At 59.0% G+C, this 16,035-nt stretch carries 14 protein-coding genes; 6 read left to right on the top strand and 8 right to left on the bottom strand.

The annotated features are described in order from the left end of the window. Positions 1–146: 146 nt before the first annotated feature. A complete protein-coding gene (locus ACI3K0_RS14220) occupies positions 147–455 on the bottom strand; it encodes a hypothetical protein (RefSeq protein ID WP_404945483.1) in 309 nt (102 codons plus the stop codon). A 427-nt stretch (positions 456–882) separates the two neighbouring features. On the opposite strand from ACI3K0_RS14220, the gene ACI3K0_RS14225 reads away from it, so the two are divergent. After that, positions 883–2,469, top strand: coding sequence for a GMC oxidoreductase (locus ACI3K0_RS14225; protein WP_148144556.1), 1,587 nt, complete (start codon positions 883–885; stop codon positions 2,467–2,469). Positions 2,470–2,569: 100 nt separating this feature from the next. Here ACI3K0_RS14225 and ACI3K0_RS14230 read toward each other — a convergent pair whose 3' ends face one another. The 7 genes from ACI3K0_RS14230 to ACI3K0_RS14260 form a co-directional block, all read right to left on the bottom strand. After that, the gene (locus ACI3K0_RS14230) at positions 2,570–3,484 is read right to left on the bottom strand and encodes a TIM barrel protein (RefSeq protein WP_404945484.1); all 915 of its coding nucleotides are present in this window, start codon (positions 3,482–3,484) and stop codon (positions 2,570–2,572) included. A 16-nt stretch (positions 3,485–3,500) separates the two neighbouring features. Then, positions 3,501–4,265: a glycerophosphodiester phosphodiesterase family protein gene (locus ACI3K0_RS14235; protein WP_183685425.1), complete on the bottom strand. Its 765-nt coding sequence runs from the start codon at positions 4,263–4,265 to the stop codon at positions 3,501–3,503. A gap of 29 nt (positions 4,266–4,294) precedes the next feature. Further along, entirely contained in the window at positions 4,295–5,176 is an 882-nt protein-coding gene (locus tag ACI3K0_RS14240; protein ID WP_206827221.1) for an ABC transporter permease, read from the bottom strand. Between the two features lie 12 nt (positions 5,177–5,188). Further along, positions 5,189–6,115, bottom strand: a complete 927-nt coding sequence (locus tag ACI3K0_RS14245; protein WP_206827219.1) for an ABC transporter permease — start codon at positions 6,113–6,115, stop codon at positions 5,189–5,191. Positions 6,116–6,129: 14 nt separating this feature from the next. After that, the gene (locus ACI3K0_RS14250) at positions 6,130–7,056 is read right to left on the bottom strand and encodes an ABC transporter ATP-binding protein (RefSeq protein ID WP_206827299.1); all 927 of its coding nucleotides are present in this window, start codon (positions 7,054–7,056) and stop codon (positions 6,130–6,132) included. 71 nt (positions 7,057–7,127) lie between these two features. Continuing rightward, on the bottom strand, positions 7,128–8,138 hold the full coding sequence (locus tag ACI3K0_RS14255; RefSeq protein ID WP_206827217.1) for an ABC transporter ATP-binding protein: 1,011 nt from the start codon (positions 8,136–8,138) through the stop codon (positions 7,128–7,130). 71 nt (positions 8,139–8,209) lie between these two features. Further along, positions 8,210–9,847 carry an ABC transporter substrate-binding protein gene (locus tag ACI3K0_RS14260; protein WP_183685426.1) on the bottom strand — a complete coding sequence of 546 codons (1,638 nt, stop codon included), beginning with the start codon at positions 9,845–9,847 and terminating at the stop codon, positions 8,210–8,212. 211 nt (positions 9,848–10,058) lie between these two features. Here ACI3K0_RS14260 and ACI3K0_RS14265 point away from each other — a divergent pair, with 211 nt between their 5' ends. From ACI3K0_RS14265 to ACI3K0_RS14285, 5 genes are all read left to right on the top strand, one after another. Further along, complete coding sequence (locus ACI3K0_RS14265) at positions 10,059–11,006, top strand: sugar-binding transcriptional regulator (RefSeq protein WP_404945485.1); 948 nt, start codon at positions 10,059–10,061, stop codon at positions 11,004–11,006. Between the two features lie 220 nt (positions 11,007–11,226). Next, positions 11,227–12,216 (top strand): aldo/keto reductase, encoded by a 990-nt coding sequence (locus tag ACI3K0_RS14270; protein ID WP_148144548.1) that lies wholly within the window; start codon positions 11,227–11,229, stop codon positions 12,214–12,216. Between the two features lie 85 nt (positions 12,217–12,301). After that, entirely contained in the window at positions 12,302–13,606 is a 1,305-nt protein-coding gene (locus ACI3K0_RS14275; RefSeq protein WP_404945486.1) for a multidrug effflux MFS transporter, read from the top strand. Next, the gene (locus ACI3K0_RS14280) at positions 13,606–14,622 is read left to right on the top strand and encodes a zinc-dependent alcohol dehydrogenase family protein (protein ID WP_404945487.1); all 1,017 of its coding nucleotides are present in this window, start codon (positions 13,606–13,608) and stop codon (positions 14,620–14,622) included. The genes ACI3K0_RS14275 and ACI3K0_RS14280 overlap by 1 nt, the downstream gene beginning before the upstream one ends. A gap of 191 nt (positions 14,623–14,813) precedes the next feature. After that, the gene (locus ACI3K0_RS14285) at positions 14,814–16,031 is read left to right on the top strand and encodes a carboxymuconolactone decarboxylase family protein (protein WP_206827211.1); all 1,218 of its coding nucleotides are present in this window, start codon (positions 14,814–14,816) and stop codon (positions 16,029–16,031) included. Positions 16,032–16,035 lie beyond the last annotated feature (4 nt).

The raw sequence follows: 16,035 nt of genomic DNA on the forward strand, positions 1-16,035 counted from the left end.
TAGCGCACGAGAAACGTAAGCTAACCAGCATGGGACGTCCAGGCGAGCAATTTGTTCCATGAGATACGCCCGAGTGTTCCTTACCATTTACTGGTCGGTATAGCGTCTGCCTGGCAATCCGTCTGGAGCATATGCAAACCCGGCATTCAACCAGGATATCGAAGCCTGCAGATTATCTGCAGATTAAGGATATACTGATCGATACCTTTGAAAGCAGTATCCTCAATGACTTGGGGAGGTGTCCAATCCTTATCACCTTTGACGCTGCCATGCCCAAGCTCTGCAAGACGAAGCTCTATAAGGCCCGCTCTAAGGCCCTCCCGGATGCGCTGAACCTGCAACTGTCTTTCAATGCAAGCGCTGCTGCTTGACCAAAAATATTCGGCGGCATTGCCTGGGCCGGCCAGGGCCAGTGAACAGGCGAGAAATGCGGAGAGCTCCGGCCTGACTTTCATGTTTGCACCGCGGCGAATCCGCAGGTTTTTCTTATGGTGACACCCATGTTTGACATTGATGCTCCTCTGCGAGAATGCAGAAAACCGATTTGGATCGGGATAAAACAAAATTCAAGAAGAGTCTCGATTAATCTTGCGTTTCTTACGCCTTCGATCCATCATATATTCGAATAAGTCGAGCTTAAACTCTGCAATATCATATAAAAACAAGAATTTAACTTAAATAAAACACACGTTACGTTGCTTGCCATGAATACATAGACACATCTCTTCTGTTAAATCAGATCCGATGTTTCTTCTGGGACAGTCAATCGAAATCAGAAGGCGGCAAGGCAGGCCTTCGACCATGTAACGAGGCGATATCGGTCATGTTGGGCGCACTATCGGCGCATGAACAATATGACTGACCAGTGACGGGGGTATCTTCATGCTGTCCAGCCGCGACGTCCTGAATAGCGGATTCGATGTATGCGTTGTCGGCGCCGGCCCTGTCGGCGTCTGTATTGCAATTACTCTCAGCCAGGCCGGCGTTCGAACACTCCTTCTCGAACGTGGCGCACGGAATGCAATACCGCCCAAGAGACGGGAAGGAGTGCGATTGGATGATACTGTCCCTCACGCACCCGATCACGATACGCTGGCATTTGGCCTGGGAGGCACTTCAAGCAGATGGGGAGGGCGATGCGTCGAACTCGACGACATTGATTTCGAGCATCGCGACTATCTTGGCGAGGATGCACGCTGGCCAATCAGTCATAGCGAACTTGAGCCGCATTACGTGGAAGCGGCGAAACTCATGAAGGCGCCGCGCCCACACAATACGCCGCTGGCAAACGAAGCATTCCTGGAATCGATGGAAAGCTGGGCTTTTCCTCGAAACACTGCGACAGCAAATCGCTCTGCTCTTCTGTCTTCGAAATCTCTGCACATTCTTCTCGACGCCCAACTGATCAAATTGAATTTTGATAGTGCAACAGGCCGGACGACCTCGGCGGCCATTCGATGCGACAAGCAATTGGGTACGGTTCACGCGAACCACTTCGTTCTGGCATGTGGAGGCAGGGAGAATTCGCGTCTCCTGCTGAACCTGCAGGCCCAATTTCCAGATCTGTTTGCCGGCAAGGAAGGGCCGCTCGGGCGGTATTACATGGGGCATCTGACGGGCCAGATTGCTCAAATCCGGTTTCGGTCAGAGGCAATCGCAGAGCAGTTTTTCTTCAGGCGGCAGCAGGATGGTCGCTTCACGCGCAGACGCCTGCAGCCATCTCCACAGACCCAACGAAATCTAGGCGTACTGAACACGGTAATGTGGCCACACAATTCAGACGTAGGCAAACTACCGCCGCGTCAGCCGTTGGCTTCTGCCGTATTCCTGCGAGAAGTGCTGCAGGGCAAACGCAGTGCATCCCGCCAGGACTGCATTACGCATGGAATGTACCTGATGCGGCATCCCATCAACGGTCTGGCTTCGATTTCCAAGGTTGCGCATGAAAGATATTTTTACGGACTGCCGCACCTTCAGATGCGTGACGTCCATAACGAATACAGCCTGACCTATCATGCAGAGCAGGCGCCGCGCAGGCTAAGCCGTGTTGGCTTGATCAACGATGCCGACCGGGATGGTCAATTCGGGATAAGCACCGAATTCAGTTACTGCCCGGAGGATTATCAATCCGTGCTGAAGATACATCATAGTTTTGACGAGTGGTTGAGGGCAGCGGGCCTCGGTTCACTTCGTTTCCTGGAAGGCGACCTCGAAGAAATGGTGATATCGCAGGCTCATGACGGTTATCATCAGATCGGACTGACGCGAATGGGCACTAACCGTCGGGAGGGTGTCGTTGATGCGGACTGCCGTGCCTTCGACATCGATAACCTCTTCGTTGCAGGCAGCTCGGTTTTCCCGACTTCGGGACAAGCCAATCCGACATTTCCTGCCGTCGCTTTCGGGATTCGACTGGCTCATCATCTCGTGCAGATCGTCGGTCGTGTCCAACCGGCAAGGACTGCCTGAGCGCAAAGCGTGATGCAATCAATCCGCACCCGCGACGAGATTGCAAATGGCCTTGCCTTTTGCGGACATGGATCCGCGAAAGGAAGGCCATTTCAAAGTTTTACTCAGCGGCAATCTTCGGCTGACTGGCGTTGAGAGCCATCAGCCATTTTGCACGTTCAAGGCTTTCGGGCTGTTCCGCATGGTAGCGGCGGCCGATCTCCATCATCAGCACGGTACCCGGCAGAAAGGTGAGTTCTGAAAAGATATCTTCCCAGTCGATATCGCCCCAACCGAGCGGCATATGCAGGTCGCCGATACCGAGCGCGGTGTTTTCCTGCAGATGATACGGCTTGTAGAAAGCCTGCGGGCGGCCAAACGAGTCATGGACATGCAGATGGCCGGCTACCGATGCCATGGCCCGCAGTTCTTCGCGGAAATTCAGGCCGCGATAGGTGGATTCGAGATAGGCGTGGCTGAAGTCGATCAGTGCCACGAGGTTGGGATGATTGACCGCCTTGACCGTTTCAGCAACCTGTGTCGGTGTCTGGCGATATTGGCCAAGCTCGGTGGTGAAGATGTTCTCGAACGCGATGCGAACACCATAAGGCTTGCAGAATTCGGCAAGTTCGAACAGCGCTTCACGCTCTCTTCTGTCAGCTTCAGCGCGTTCCGCCAACTGATCGGCACGCAGATTGCCGCCGTGCTGGACGAGGATGCGCGCGCCGATCCGGTCGCAGACCTGAGCCAATGCCTTGGCGGCATCGATCTGGTACCGGCAGGTGTCGGGATCCATGAAATTGGAGGAAACGAGGCCGTGCACCGTATAGCGGAAATCGAACTGCTTGGTGATAGCGACCAGTCTCTCGGCGCGCTCCTCGATGATGCGGCCGCCGGCAATCAGATCGAGGCTGGTGAGGCCCAATTCGACCGTATCGACGCCGATCCCAGCCAGGACACGCAGTTCCTCTTCAAGGCTTGCCAGTTCCCCGTTGACGGAGCCGGCGTTGAAGCCTGTACCAATAATATTGCCCATGGTTGATCTTTCCTCTTCAGACAGGTTCGGATTGTGATTGGATTTTTCCGCGCAGGGTCAGCGCGAGATCGGGACTGTCGGAAGTCAGGTGACCGATGCCACGCTCCAGCCACGGCCGGATCAGTGCCTCGTCATTCAGAGTCCAGACACAGAGACGATCAAGCGGCAGCTTGGAGGTGATGAGGTCCCACTCGGCCGCCATCAGCTCGTGGTGAATGGCGACGATATCGACGAGGCCATCGACATTATCGATGAAGCTTGAAAGGCCGCCCTGTTTGGCTGCCCATTCCGCATTCACCGAAACGAGGCGCTCGACCTTCGGCGCCACGCGGCGGCATTCCTCCAGTACCGACACATCGAACGAGGTCAGGTGGCAGCGGTGAGCGAGGCCGAAACGTTCGATCTCGGCGACCACCTTTTCGGTGATACCGGGATAGGGATTCTTCGCTTCATCGGACTTGATCTCGACATGCAGCTGACGCTCACCGGCATCGACCAGAATGGCCAGCACTTCAGCAAGCGTCGGCACCGTATCTGCCGTCGCTTCGAGATGCGTCTCGGTGCGCGACTGCGGCGTCAGATGACGTACGAGGCCGGACTTGTCTGTGGTGCGCTCCAGCGTCGCGTCATGGATAACGACCAGTTCGCCGGCATCGGTGAGGTGCACGTCGAATTCGATCGCGTCGACACCAAGCGCCAGCACGTTGCGAAAGCCGGTCAGTGAGTTTTCCGGCCACAGATTACGGGCGCCGCGGTGGCCGGTGATCTTGGTTCTAGTCATGAGAAAATCCTTGAATGAAACGGAAGAGATTATCGAAGTGTCGGATCGAGCTCGTCGCGCAGCCAGTCGCCGACCAGCGAGATGGAGAGCGTCGTCATCATGATGACGAAGGCGGGGGCAAGCATGATCCATGGCGCACGCGTGAGATATTCGCGGCCAAAGCCCACCATGTTTCCGAGGCTGGTTTCCGGCGGCTGAACGCCGAGCCCGAGGAAGGAAAGCCCGCTTTCCATCAAGATGATTTCCGGAAAAGTCAGCGTCATCGAGACGATCAGCGTCGAGGCGACGTTGGGCAGGATGTGCTTCATGTAGACCCGGGTCGGCGTCGCACCGAGCTGCACGACTGCCGCGGCATATCCTTGCGCGCTTGCCGAGATCGCCAGACCGCGGGCAATGCGGGCGTAACGCTCCCAGCCGTAGAAACCCATCAGGCCGATCAGAAGCGGCATGGACGAACCGAAGAAGGCCAGAACCGCAAGCGACATGATGAGAAACGGTAGAGCCGCCTGAAAATCGGCTAGGACCAGAACGAGATGTTCGACCGCACCGCGGAACTTTGCGGCGGCAAAACCAAGTGCCGTGCCGAAGACAGCCGAGATGATGGTTGCGCCGAAGGCAATCGCGAGCGACACGCGGATCGACTGGATGAGGCGGGACAAGACATCACGCCCGAGTTCATCGGTTCCCAGAAGATGCGCCGGGGTGCCGGGCAGCGACAGACGCGCACGTAAATCTATGGCGGTAATGCCATAGGGACGGATCAGGTCGGCGAGGAAGGCGACGAGCACCATGGCAACGAGCCATGCGATACCGAAACCGACGGAGAAAGGCAGTTTGCGCACCTGCTTGATGAAGCGGATGAAGAAGGACAGTTCGGAGGCCGGCTGACGCGATGTATCGACGATGGTCATGTCCGTCTCTCCTTAATGGGCGCTTTGGGCACGAAGCCGCGGGTCGAGCCAGCCATAGAGCAGGTCGACGATCAGGTTGGACACGACCATGGTGGCGGCGATCATCAAGAGAATGCACTGGACGACGGCAAGATCGCGGTTGGTGACCGAGACGACCAGAAGGCGGCCGATGCCGGGCCAAGAGAAGATCGATTCCACCACGACCGCACCGGCGATCAGCGAGCCGACCATGAAGCCGACAATGGTGACGATCGGCACGGCGGCATTGGGAAGCGCATGACGCCAGACGACATCCTGCCATGCCATGCCCTTGGCCGAGGCCGTGCGAATATAGGGCTGGCTCATCACTTCGATCATCGCGCTGCGCGAGAAGCGGGCGAGGATGCCTATGCCACCGATGCTCATTGTCAGCGTCGGGAGAATGCCGTGCTGCCAGGTGTCCTGACCGCCGGAGGGGAGCAGGCCGAGCGTGATCGAGAAGATCAGCACCAAAAGCAGGCCCATGACGAAGGACGGAATGGTGAAGCCGAAGATGGCAGCCAGGATGACGCCGCGATCGACGGCGCTCTGGCGATGCAGCGCGGCGTAGACGCCGGCCGGAATGCCGATCACGACCTTAAGGAACAGCGCCGGAATGGTGAGCTGCAGGGTGGCGGGAATTCGATCGATGACCAGCTGCATGGCAGACGCCTTGTCGCGCATGGATACACCGAAATCGCCGGTAAAGATCGCCTTGATATAGGCGAGATACTGGATCCACAGCGGCTGATCGAGACCCCAGGCCTTGCGGAAGGCATCGACGGATTCCTTCGGCACGTCAGGCCCGAGCATGACCTGCGCCGGATCACCGGACATGCGCAGGACCACGAAGGCGAAGGTCAGGACCGCCAGAATGGTAATCATCGCGCGGAGAAGACGAATGGAGGCAAAACGTAACATGTCTCTGGCGCTCCTTATGCAGCAACAGGCTGATCGGCGCCGGCCACAAGATGGCAGGCGGCAGTGCGGCCATCTGCAACCTGACGGAGCTGAGGCACGCTTGTGCGGCAGATATCGGTCGCCAACGGGCAGCGCGGGTGAAAGGCGCATCCGGACGGGCGATTGGCCGGGTTCGGCGGTTCGCCCTGCAGGATCACGCGCCCTTTGAGAGGTTTTCCCGGCACCGGCACGCTGGACACCAGAGCCTTGGTGTAGGGATGCAGCGGTGCTGAAAAAATGACATCGGACGAGGCTTCTTCGACGATCCGCCCCAGATACATGACCGCAACCCGGTCAGCCATGTTGCGCACCACCTTCAGGTCATGGCTGATGAACACCATGGCGATGCCGTTCTTTTCCTGCAGGTCGCGCAGCATGTTGACGACCTGGGCCTGGATCGACACATCCAGCGCCGAAACCGGTTCGTCGCAGACGAGGAGTTTCGGGCGCGAGGCGAGCGCACGGGCAATCACGACGCGCTGGCGCTGTCCGCCGGAAAGCTCATGCGGATAACGATCCGCCTGATCGGGACGCAGGCCCACGGCGGTCATCAGTTCGGCCACGCGGGTCGCACGATGTTCCTTCGGCACCAGCTTGTGGATCGCAAGCGGCTCACCGATCTGCTCTGCTATCGTCAGCCGCCGATCGAGAGCCGCGAGCGGGTCCTGATAGACGAGCTGCATCCTGGCCCGTAACGCGCGCCATTCCGGCGTGCCGAGCTTCGGCATCGGCTTGCCTTCAAAAAAGGTCTCACCTTCCTGCGACGGGTCGATGCCGAGCAACATGCGCCCAAGTGTCGACTTGCCTGAACCGGATTCGCCGACCACGCCAAGCGTTTCGCCCGGCATGACAGTGAGATTGATGCCATCAACGGCGCGCACCGGCGTCGCCTTGCCGAACATGCCTTGGCGAACCTCATAGGTCCTGACCAGATCTTTCGCTTCAATCAAAGGGGCATTCGCAGTATGGGAAATCACGCTACGGCCTCCGCAACGCGGCTTGCCGCAACAGTCGCCAGATCGGAGGACTGGCTGACCGGGTGAAAACAGGAAAGAAGGCGGCCATCATCCATCGGAGAGAGATTAGGCCTGCGGCTGCGACAGTCTATGGCAGCATGCGAGCATCGTGGCGAGAAGGCGCAGCCTTCCGGCAGATCGCGAGGATGGGGAACGGTGCCCGGAATGGGGATCAGCCGTTCGCGCGGACCATCAAGCCGTGGAATGGCATCGAACAGGCCACGCGTATAGGGATGGCGCGGATTGTCGAACAGTGCCTCGATCGTGCCCTGTTCGACGATGCGGCCGGCATACATGACGCAGGCGCGTTCGCAGACCTGGGAAACGGCACCGAGATCGTGGCTGATGAAAATCGTCGCCATGCCGGTTTCGGCGCGAAGCTCGATCAGGAGGTCAAGAATCTGCGCCTGAATGGTCGCGTCGAGTGCCGTGGTCGGCTCATCAGCCACCAGCAGGTCAGGTTCGCCGGCAAGCGCCATGGCGATCATCAGGCGCTGACACTGACCGCCGGAAAATTCATGCGGAAAAAGATCGAAACGCCGGCGTGCGTCGGGAATGCCGACCATGTCCATCAGGCGCAGGGCTTCGGCCTTTGCCGCCTGGCCGGTCAAGGCACGGTGAAGGACGAGCGCTTCAATGATCTGACGGCCGATCTTCAGAACAGGATTGAGCGAGCTGGATGGATCCTGAAAGATCATCGCGATCCGTTTGCCGCGCACACTTTCGAGCACGCTGCGCGGGGTGCCGAGGATCTCCTGCCCGTCAACGCGCACCGAACCAGCAACCGTTGCCTTGCCCGGGAGCAAACCGAGTGCTGCAAGCCATGTGACCGACTTGCCACAGCCGGATTCGCCGACAAGGCCGATCGCCTCACCACGGCCGACCGTGAGATCAATACCGTGCAGCACCTGGATACCGTCAAAAGCAACCTTCAGGTCGCGCAGTTCCACGAGGTTGTTGGAAACCATCGGAGCTCATCTCCATTTCAGCAATAGAAGACGCCGGCCGCTGGGGGCGGCCGGCGCGCGATATCGAACGGTTAGGAGGCGTTCCAGTTACCAGTGCGGAAATCCATGGCGAAAGCCGGGGCAGCCTTCCACTTCAGCGAGGACTTCATGCCGGTGAAGACGGCGTTCTGGTGCAGGACCTGATAGGCAGGGTCTTCACGTTCGGCGATTTCCAGCATGCGGGTGATTGCTTTCTTGCGAAGATCGCGATCGGTGGAGGTTTCCATCACGACGGAGAGCTTATTTAGCTCCTCGTTGCTCCAGTCCTTCTTCTGCTGGGCTTCACCGTTCGGGCCGAACTGGACGACAAGCGGGGTGATCGGATCGTTGATCGTGTTCGAAGCCGACCAGTCACGTACACCCTTGACGCCTGCCGGGTCGTGGATCTGCGCCCAGTTTTCCTTCATCTGGATCTCGACATTGAGACCGACCTGCTTCCACATCTCAACCATGATCTGCGCATTGGCAGTCTGGTTGGTGTAGTAGTTGTTGAGCAGGCGATAGGGGATCGCATCACCCTTGTAGTTGGCTTCCTTGAGAAGCTTCTTGGCGAGATCCGGATTGTACTCCGGTGCTGCCCAGCCTTCGACGAACATGTTCGAGGTCTTGAAGGATTCGAACTGCAGGCCGGCAGGAACCACGGTCTGACCGGCCCAGAGTGCCTCAACGATCGCCTGGCGATCGATCGAATGGGTCATGGCGCGGCGAACCAGCGGGTTTGCCAGAATGGGGTTCTGGGTATTGAAAGTAGAAACGCGATGGTTCCAGATCGTTGAGCTCTGCACTTCAAGGCCGGGAGCAGCCTTGACCGTGGCAATCTGATCCGGCGGCAGGTCGCAGGCAAAGTCATATTCGCCCGACAGAAGGCCGTTGACGCGGGACGCCACTTCCGGAACCTCGACGAAACGGATCTGCTGCAGCGGCGGGCGACCACCCCAGTATTCATCGAAGGCAACCAGCGTCAGCGAGACGTCCGGCTTGTATTCGCCAACCATGTAAGGGCCGGTGGTGATCGGCTTGCGCGCCCAGTCAGTATAGCTCTTGGCTTCGTCCCAGGAACGGCGGCTGGTGATCTGGCTGCCGAAGGAATAAAGACGACCTTCAAGCGTCACGTCCGGCGTCGCGTTGTGGAAACGGACAGTGTACTTGTCCACCACTTCGACGCCGGTGAGTGCCGGCCACAGGCGACGGGCAACGCCCGGAACAATCGCCGGCAGTTCCTTGACAGTGGTCGGCTTGTTATCGGCTTCAAAGATGGTCTTGCCGCCGACTGGTTCGGTATTGCCGAACACGCGCTCCTTCGAGAAGGAGAAGGCAACATCTTCGGCGGTCAGCTCGTCGCCGTTATGGAACTTCACACCCTGGCGCAGCTTCAGTTCCAGCGTCTTGTCGTCAATACGCTTCCATTCGGTGGCCAGACCCGCAACCGGACCCTGATTGCCCATCCAGTCACGGTTAATCAGGCCTTCCCAGAGGTTGGGGAAGAACACGCGTTCGCCGACGTTGGACTGTTCATTCCAAACATCGAGCGTGTTGTTGTTGGTGATCTTCTGTACGGCGATCGTGATCGACGGACGTGCACCCTGGCTGAACGACATGCGTGGCAGGATGATGGTGCCGGCCGCAGCAGACATCAGTCCCAGCGCATGGCGACGGTTGATAGAAAGCATGGATCTCTCCTGTTGAACCAAATGAACGATATGGACGCGCGGACGCCTTCGCCGGTCGGGAGGACCTCGGCGTCGGGCGTCGCATGGAAATCGACAGACAAAATTTCGTCAGGAGGCTGTGGTTGATGAAAGCCGCTTTACCGCCCCGCCGACTTCGCGTAGCTCTAGGTTACAAATGTTACGGTGATGTGACATTTGGGCGGGAGGCAACATGTCCAATCAGCAGCTCATGGTAAGAGCGTCGTGGCTCTATCACGTGGAAGGATTGACGCAGGCGCAGATTGCCGAGCGGATGCTGCTCACACGCCGCAAGGTCAACGAGCTGCTCTCAGCAGCGCTTGATCAGGGTGTCGTCAAGATCAGCTTCAACTCTCCACTGACCGAAAACATCGAGCTGGAGGCTGAGCTGCGGCAGCGATTTGGCCTGACTGACGTGGTCATCGTTCCGACTCCCGAGGACAAAAAACAGATGGCGACCGTGATCGGTCGCGCGGCTGCAATGTTTCTGGAGCGACTGATCCAGGCAAGCGAGCCGGCGTCACTTGGGGTCGGTTGGGGCGCAACGCTACGCGAGACCGTCCACCATATGGCGCCGGCGAATGTACCGAACGTCAAGGTTCGATCGATGATGGGTGGCTTGACGCGCGGCTCGGAAATCAACACGTTCGAAATCGTGCGGCGCTTCGCCAAGGTCATGAATGCGGAATGTCACTATCTGGCAGCACCGATCTATGCGGACGATCCGGCTTCGTGTGACACGATCGTTGCGCAGACGGTGTTCCAGAGCCTGCTTCAAGAAGCAACCGCGGTAGATGTCTCTATCCTCAGCATCGGCGACATTTCACCGGAATCGCTTCAGGTTCGATACGGCCTGCCCACTGGTACCGATGTTGGGAAATTGACGGATGCCGGTGCTGTCGGCGATCTTCTGGGACGATATCTCGATGGTAATGGCCAGGAGATTGATCACCCCTTGAACCGGCAGGTCATATCTCCATCGATCGACGATTATCGCCGAATTCCAACACGGATCATTGCGTCTGGAGGAGCGCATAAGAGGGCGATTTTGACTGCGTGCCTCCGTGCAGGCCTGGCGACCACCGTGATTACCGATACGGATAGCGCTTATCGCCTGTTGGGCAGGAACCTATCTGAATAAGCGGTGAGGCTCGACAATCACATTTATCATCTACGGCGAGCGAGCTGCGGCATGACCTGGCTTCGAGCCAATTCATGAATTTTAAGCATAAGTTCATGCCGTATCCAGCGCCTAATAGAATGACTGCTTAAGGTTTACATCTCCATCCACGGTGAGGTGATCGCCAGCGAAAACTGGCCGGAAGACACCCGCTCGTTATGTCCGTGAATGGAGACAGGATATGAAAAAGCGCGTCCTCGGAAAGGCCGGCCTTGAAGTGTCGGCACTCGGTTTTGGCTGCATGGGGCTGGATTTTGGTTATGCCAACAAGGTCAGCAAAGAGGAAGGCATCACCCTGATCCGTCAGGCGGTCGAACGCGGCGTAACGTTTTTCGACACGGCTGAGGTCTACGGCCCCTTTACCAACGAGGAAATGGTCGGCGAGGCATTGAAGCCTTTCCGCGATCAGGTCGTCATCGCCACCAAGTTTGCCTTCAACTTCGTCGACGGCAAGCAGTCCGGCCTGAACAGCCAGCCGGCGCATATCAGGCAAGCCGTCGAAGGCAGCCTGAAGCGCCTCGGCGTCGAGGTGATCGATCTGCTCTATCAGCATCGCGTCGATCCCAATGTGCCGATCGAGGATGTCGCCGGCACGGTGAAAGACCTGATTACCGAGGGCAAGGTCAAGCATTTCGGCATGTCGGAACCGGGCGCCAACACCGTGCGCCGCGCCCATGCGGTGCAGCCGGTCACCGTGCTGCAGAACGAGTATTCGCTGTGGACCCGCGGTGTCGAGACCAACGGCATTCTTGAGACCTGCGAGGAACTCGGCATCGGCCTCGTTCCCTACAGCCCGCTCGGCAAGGGGTTCCTCACCGGCGCTATGAACAAGGATACGAAGCTCGGCGAAGGCGATTTCCGCAATATCCTGCCGCGTTTCACGCCGGAGGCGATGGAGAAAAACCAGGCGCTGGTCGATCTTTTGAAGACGATTGCCGATGAAAAGGGTGGTACGCCTGCCCAGATCGCGCTTGCATGGCTTTTGGCGCAGAAGCCATGGATCGTTCCGATCCCCGGTACCACCAAGCTGCACCGGCTCGAAGAGAACCTAGCAGCCGCGGATGTCGAACTGACATCGGGTGAGCTTGCACGGATAGAAAAAGCCGCCGCCGAGATCCGGATCGAGGGTGAGCGTTATCCCGAACATCTGCTCAGGACGACCGGTCTCTAACATTCCCGCATTATTTCAGGCCGGCAGGAGCAGCATGCCCTGCCGGGCGCTGGCACTTATCCGGCAACAGGACACCCACACCCTCATGCCATCCCAAACTCAGCTCTGTTCGGCGGATACCATCATCGACAGCGCCCCCACACCGCACACGCAGCGCTGGCAGGTGCTCGCCATCCTCAGCGCATTGATGGGCTTTGCGTCGATCTCGACCGATTTTTATCTGCCGGCGATGCCGGAAATGGCCGATCAGCTGGGCGCCGATGCAGGCAGTGTCGAGTTCACCATTTCAGGCTTCCTGATCGGCTTCAGCCTTGGACAGCTTTTATGGGGAGCCCTGAGCGACAAATACGGACGGAGGCTCCCGGTCGCGATCGGCCTTGTCCTGTTCGTCATCGGTTCGATCGGCTGTGCGCTCTCGGCAAGCGTTGAGGAGATCATTCTGTGGCGCATCCTGCAGGCGATAGGCGCCTGTGCGGGTGTGGTTCTGTCACGTGCCATCGTCCGTGATCTTTATCAAGGTGCGCGCGCCGCACAGATGCTCTCCACGCTGATTGCCGTGATGGCAATCGCCCCGTTGCTGGGGCCCATCCTCGGCAGCCAGATCGCGGCCATCGCCGGTTGGCGCGCAATATTCTGGGTGCTGGTACTGCTCGGGCTTTTGGCGCTCGTAGGTCTTTTCACCTTGCCGGAAACATTGCCGGCCGAGCGGCGGAGTACGGAGCCACTGACAGGGGCATTCCGTCGTTACGCGAACCTGCTCACCCATAAGAAGATCATCGGTTATGCCGGTACGGGCGCCTTCTTCTACTCGGGCATGTATGCCTATATCGCCGGAACCCCGTTCGCCTTCATCACCTACCACAAGGTTCCGGTCGAATATTACGGGCTGCTTTTCGGTTCAGGCATCATCGGCATCGTCATCACCAACCTGATCAACGCGCGGCTCGTCCATCGCTTCGGCATGAACCGGATTCTGGCAGGTGGTACGGGTTTTGCGATGCTCTCGGGCATCGTCCTTGCGATAAATTCCTATTTCGATTTCGGCGGATTATGGGGGCTTTTCCTACCGCTTCTGGCTTTCGTTTCCGTCACCGGCTTCGTCGTCGCCAATTCGATCGCCGGTGCGATGGCCGATTACCCCGAACAGGCCGGCTCGGTTTCGGCGCTTGTCGGCGCCATTCAATATGGCAGCGGCATTGCCGGGTCGGGATTGGTCGGCGCTCTTGCGGACGGCACGCCCTGGCCGATGGGCTGGGTGATCGCGGTGATGGCGACAGGTGCAGCACTCTGCGCCTGGCTCGTCATCTCGACATCTCGACATCTTCGAAGGACTGATCGAACCTCTCATCCGTTCCCGACAACAAAGTTGAAATCAGAAGGAAGCACATAATGCTTGCGACAATTCTCCATGGTCCCGGCGACGTTCGCTGCGAGGAAGTCTCCGAACCGAAGATCCTCAAGCCGACGGATGCCATCATCAAACTGTCGGCATCCTGCATCTGCGGATCGGATCTGTGGCCCTATCGCGGCGCCAACGAAGTCACCGCACCGCTCTCCATGGGCCATGAATATTGCGGCGTGGTGGTTGAAGTCGGCGGTGCGGTCAGAAACGTCAAGCCGGGTCAGTTCGTCGTCGGCTCCTTCTGCCTCTCGGACAATACCTGCCCGCATTGCCGCTTCGGTTTCCAGTCGTCCTGCGAGCAGCGCGAGTTCATGACCGGCGCTCAGGCGCCCTATGCCCGCGTGCCTCTGGCCGACGGAACGCTTGTCGCAACCGCCGACCTGCCCGCCGACGATCTGATCCCGAGCCTTCTTGCCACCTCCGACGTGCTGGGGACCGGCTGGTATGCGGCCGACGCGGCAGGCGTCCAGGAGGGATCGACCGCCGTCGTCGTGGGTGACGGCGCTGTCGGCCTGATGGGCGTTCTCGCCGCCAGACAGATGGGTGCCGAACGCATCATCGCGATGAGCCGCCACAAGACCCGCCAGGATCTGGCGATGGAATTCGGCGCAACCGATATCGTTTCTGAACGTGGTGACGCAGGCGTGGCCCGCATCAAGGAACTGACCGAGGGCGTAGGTGCTACTTCCGTTCTGGAATGCGTCGGAACGCAGGAATCCATGCACCAGGCGCTCGCCTGCGCCCGTCCGGGCGGCAAGATCGGCTTTGTCGGTGTTCCGCATGGCGTGACATTCGACGGCCAGAACCTGTTCTTCCAGCAGAAGAGCCTGCTTGGCGGCCCCGCCCCGGTGCGCCGCTTCCTACCCTATCTGATGGATCTGGTTCTCGACCGCGCGATCAATCCCGGCAAGGTTTTCGACCTCGAACTGCCTTTGGCCGACGTGGCGGAGGGATACAGGGCGATGGACGAGCGCCGGGCGATCAAGACCCTGCTGCGTTTCTAAAACTCCTGCGCTTCTAAAAAGAGACCGGTCGCGTCGCCGATATCGATGGCGCGACCGGCCGACCATTCATGAACCCGTCGCATAGGCCCAATCGGTTTCAACCATCTAATCCTGCGGCAATTCCGGCCCACATCAAGGGCGGGAAATCCGCGCTTTTGGCCAACCGACACCGTATGAAGAGGAAAATCCGGATGAAGAACATCGCCGCCAGCATCGCCATGTCCACGCTCGCCGTCACAGGCGTCGAAGCCCAGGAGGAACGGCGGCGCGTCGCTCCGCCGGCGGTCTATGACGTTGCACCGGGGCTTGGCCATTTCACCGATAGCGTCCTCTTCGGCGAGGTGTGGGAGCGAACCGAACTTGCGCCCCGCGACCGCAGCCTCGTGACGGTCGCGGTTCTCGTTTCCACCGGCAAGTCGGCACAGATCGGCAGCCATGTGCGGCGCGCGCTCGATAACGGTGTAAAGCCCGAGGAGATCGGTGAACTGATCACCCAACTCGCGCTTTATTCCGGCTGGCCCAATTCGATTTCAGCGGTGCAGGAAGTCGCCCAGGTCTTCGGTGAACGCAATATCGCGCCGGTGAGAAACAGCGATGCCGCACGCATCGAACTTGAAGCGGCGGCGGAAGCTGCTCGTACCGCGACGGTCAATACGGCGGTCGCTCCGACTGCCCCTGCCCTTGCCGACCTGACCAACCGCGTGCTGTTCGGTGATCTCTGGCAGAGGCCGGATATTTCCGCCCGCGACCGAAGCCTGATTACCATGGTCGCACTCGTGGCGATCGGCCAGCCGGAACAGCTGCCATTTCACGCCAACCGCGCGATGGATAACGGCCTGAGCGCTTCCGAGGCATCCGAAGCGATAACCCATGTCGCCTTTTATGCAGGCTGGCCACGCGCCATGTCCGCAGTCCCTGTGCTGAAGGCGGTCTTCGAAAGCCGTAACGCTGCGGCTCAAGCAAAGCCGACACAAGTCAAATCCCAAGGAGCAGACATGGACCTTCAGGTCACACGCGCCAACAGCAATTCCGGCCCCGGGCCGGACGCCTATTTCACCGGAGAAGTGAGCGTTGCCGGCCACTACAAGGGCACCGATCCGGCGCGCATCAGTGGCGCAACCGTTTCCTTCTCGGCCGGCGCGCGCACCGCATGGCATACCCATCCTCTCGGACAGACGCTTTTCATCACCTCCGGCAAGGGCTGGGTGCAGAAGGAAGGCGGCCCGGTCGAAACGGTCGGTCCCGGTGATGTCGTCTGGATCCCGCCGCATCTGAAACATTGGCATGGCGCGTCCGCCGATGAAGCCATGACACATTTCGCCGTGGCCGAGGCGGAAAACGGCAGTGTCGTCACCTGGATGGAGAAGGTTTCCGACGAGGATTACGCCACGGCCGGTGCCATAGACTGACGAA

Source organism: Rhizobium sp. ZW T2_16, assembly GCF_044987325.1.
Classification (GTDB): Bacteria; Pseudomonadota; Alphaproteobacteria; order Rhizobiales; family Rhizobiaceae; genus Neorhizobium; species Neorhizobium cellulosilyticum.

Bases quoted from the DNA above. Each gene is read 5' to 3' on its own strand.
- ACI3K0_RS14250 (WP_206827299.1), bottom strand. From the start codon at position 7,056: ATGTTCGGCAAGGCGACGCCGGTGCGCGCCGTTGATGGCATCAATCTC.
- ACI3K0_RS14280 (WP_404945487.1), top strand. From the start codon at position 13,606: ATGCTTGCGACAATTCTCCATGGTCCCGGCGACGTTCGCTGCGAGGAA.
- ACI3K0_RS14275 (WP_404945486.1), top strand. From the start codon at position 12,302: ATGCCATCCCAAACTCAGCTCTGTTCGGCGGATACCATCATCGACAGC.
- ACI3K0_RS14225 (WP_148144556.1), top strand. From the start codon at position 883: ATGCTGTCCAGCCGCGACGTCCTGAATAGCGGATTCGATGTATGCGTT.
- ACI3K0_RS14270 (WP_148144548.1), top strand. From the start codon at position 11,227: ATGAAAAAGCGCGTCCTCGGAAAGGCCGGCCTTGAAGTGTCGGCACTC.
- ACI3K0_RS14230 (WP_404945484.1), bottom strand. From the start codon at position 3,484: ATGGGCAATATTATTGGTACAGGCTTCAACGCCGGCTCCGTCAACGGG.
- ACI3K0_RS14235 (WP_183685425.1), bottom strand. From the start codon at position 4,265: ATGACTAGAACCAAGATCACCGGCCACCGCGGCGCCCGTAATCTGTGG.
- ACI3K0_RS14245 (WP_206827219.1), bottom strand. From the start codon at position 6,115: ATGTTACGTTTTGCCTCCATTCGTCTTCTCCGCGCGATGATTACCATT.
- ACI3K0_RS14255 (WP_206827217.1), bottom strand. From the start codon at position 8,138: ATGGTTTCCAACAACCTCGTGGAACTGCGCGACCTGAAGGTTGCTTTT.
- ACI3K0_RS14285 (WP_206827211.1), top strand. From the start codon at position 14,814: ATGAAGAACATCGCCGCCAGCATCGCCATGTCCACGCTCGCCGTCACA.
- ACI3K0_RS14240 (WP_206827221.1), bottom strand. From the start codon at position 5,176: ATGACCATCGTCGATACATCGCGTCAGCCGGCCTCCGAACTGTCCTTC.
- ACI3K0_RS14260 (WP_183685426.1), bottom strand. From the start codon at position 9,847: ATGCTTTCTATCAACCGTCGCCATGCGCTGGGACTGATGTCTGCTGCG.
- ACI3K0_RS14265 (WP_404945485.1), top strand. From the start codon at position 10,059: ATGTCCAATCAGCAGCTCATGGTAAGAGCGTCGTGGCTCTATCACGTG.
- ACI3K0_RS14220 (WP_404945483.1), bottom strand. From the start codon at position 455: ATGAAAGTCAGGCCGGAGCTCTCCGCATTTCTCGCCTGTTCACTGGCC.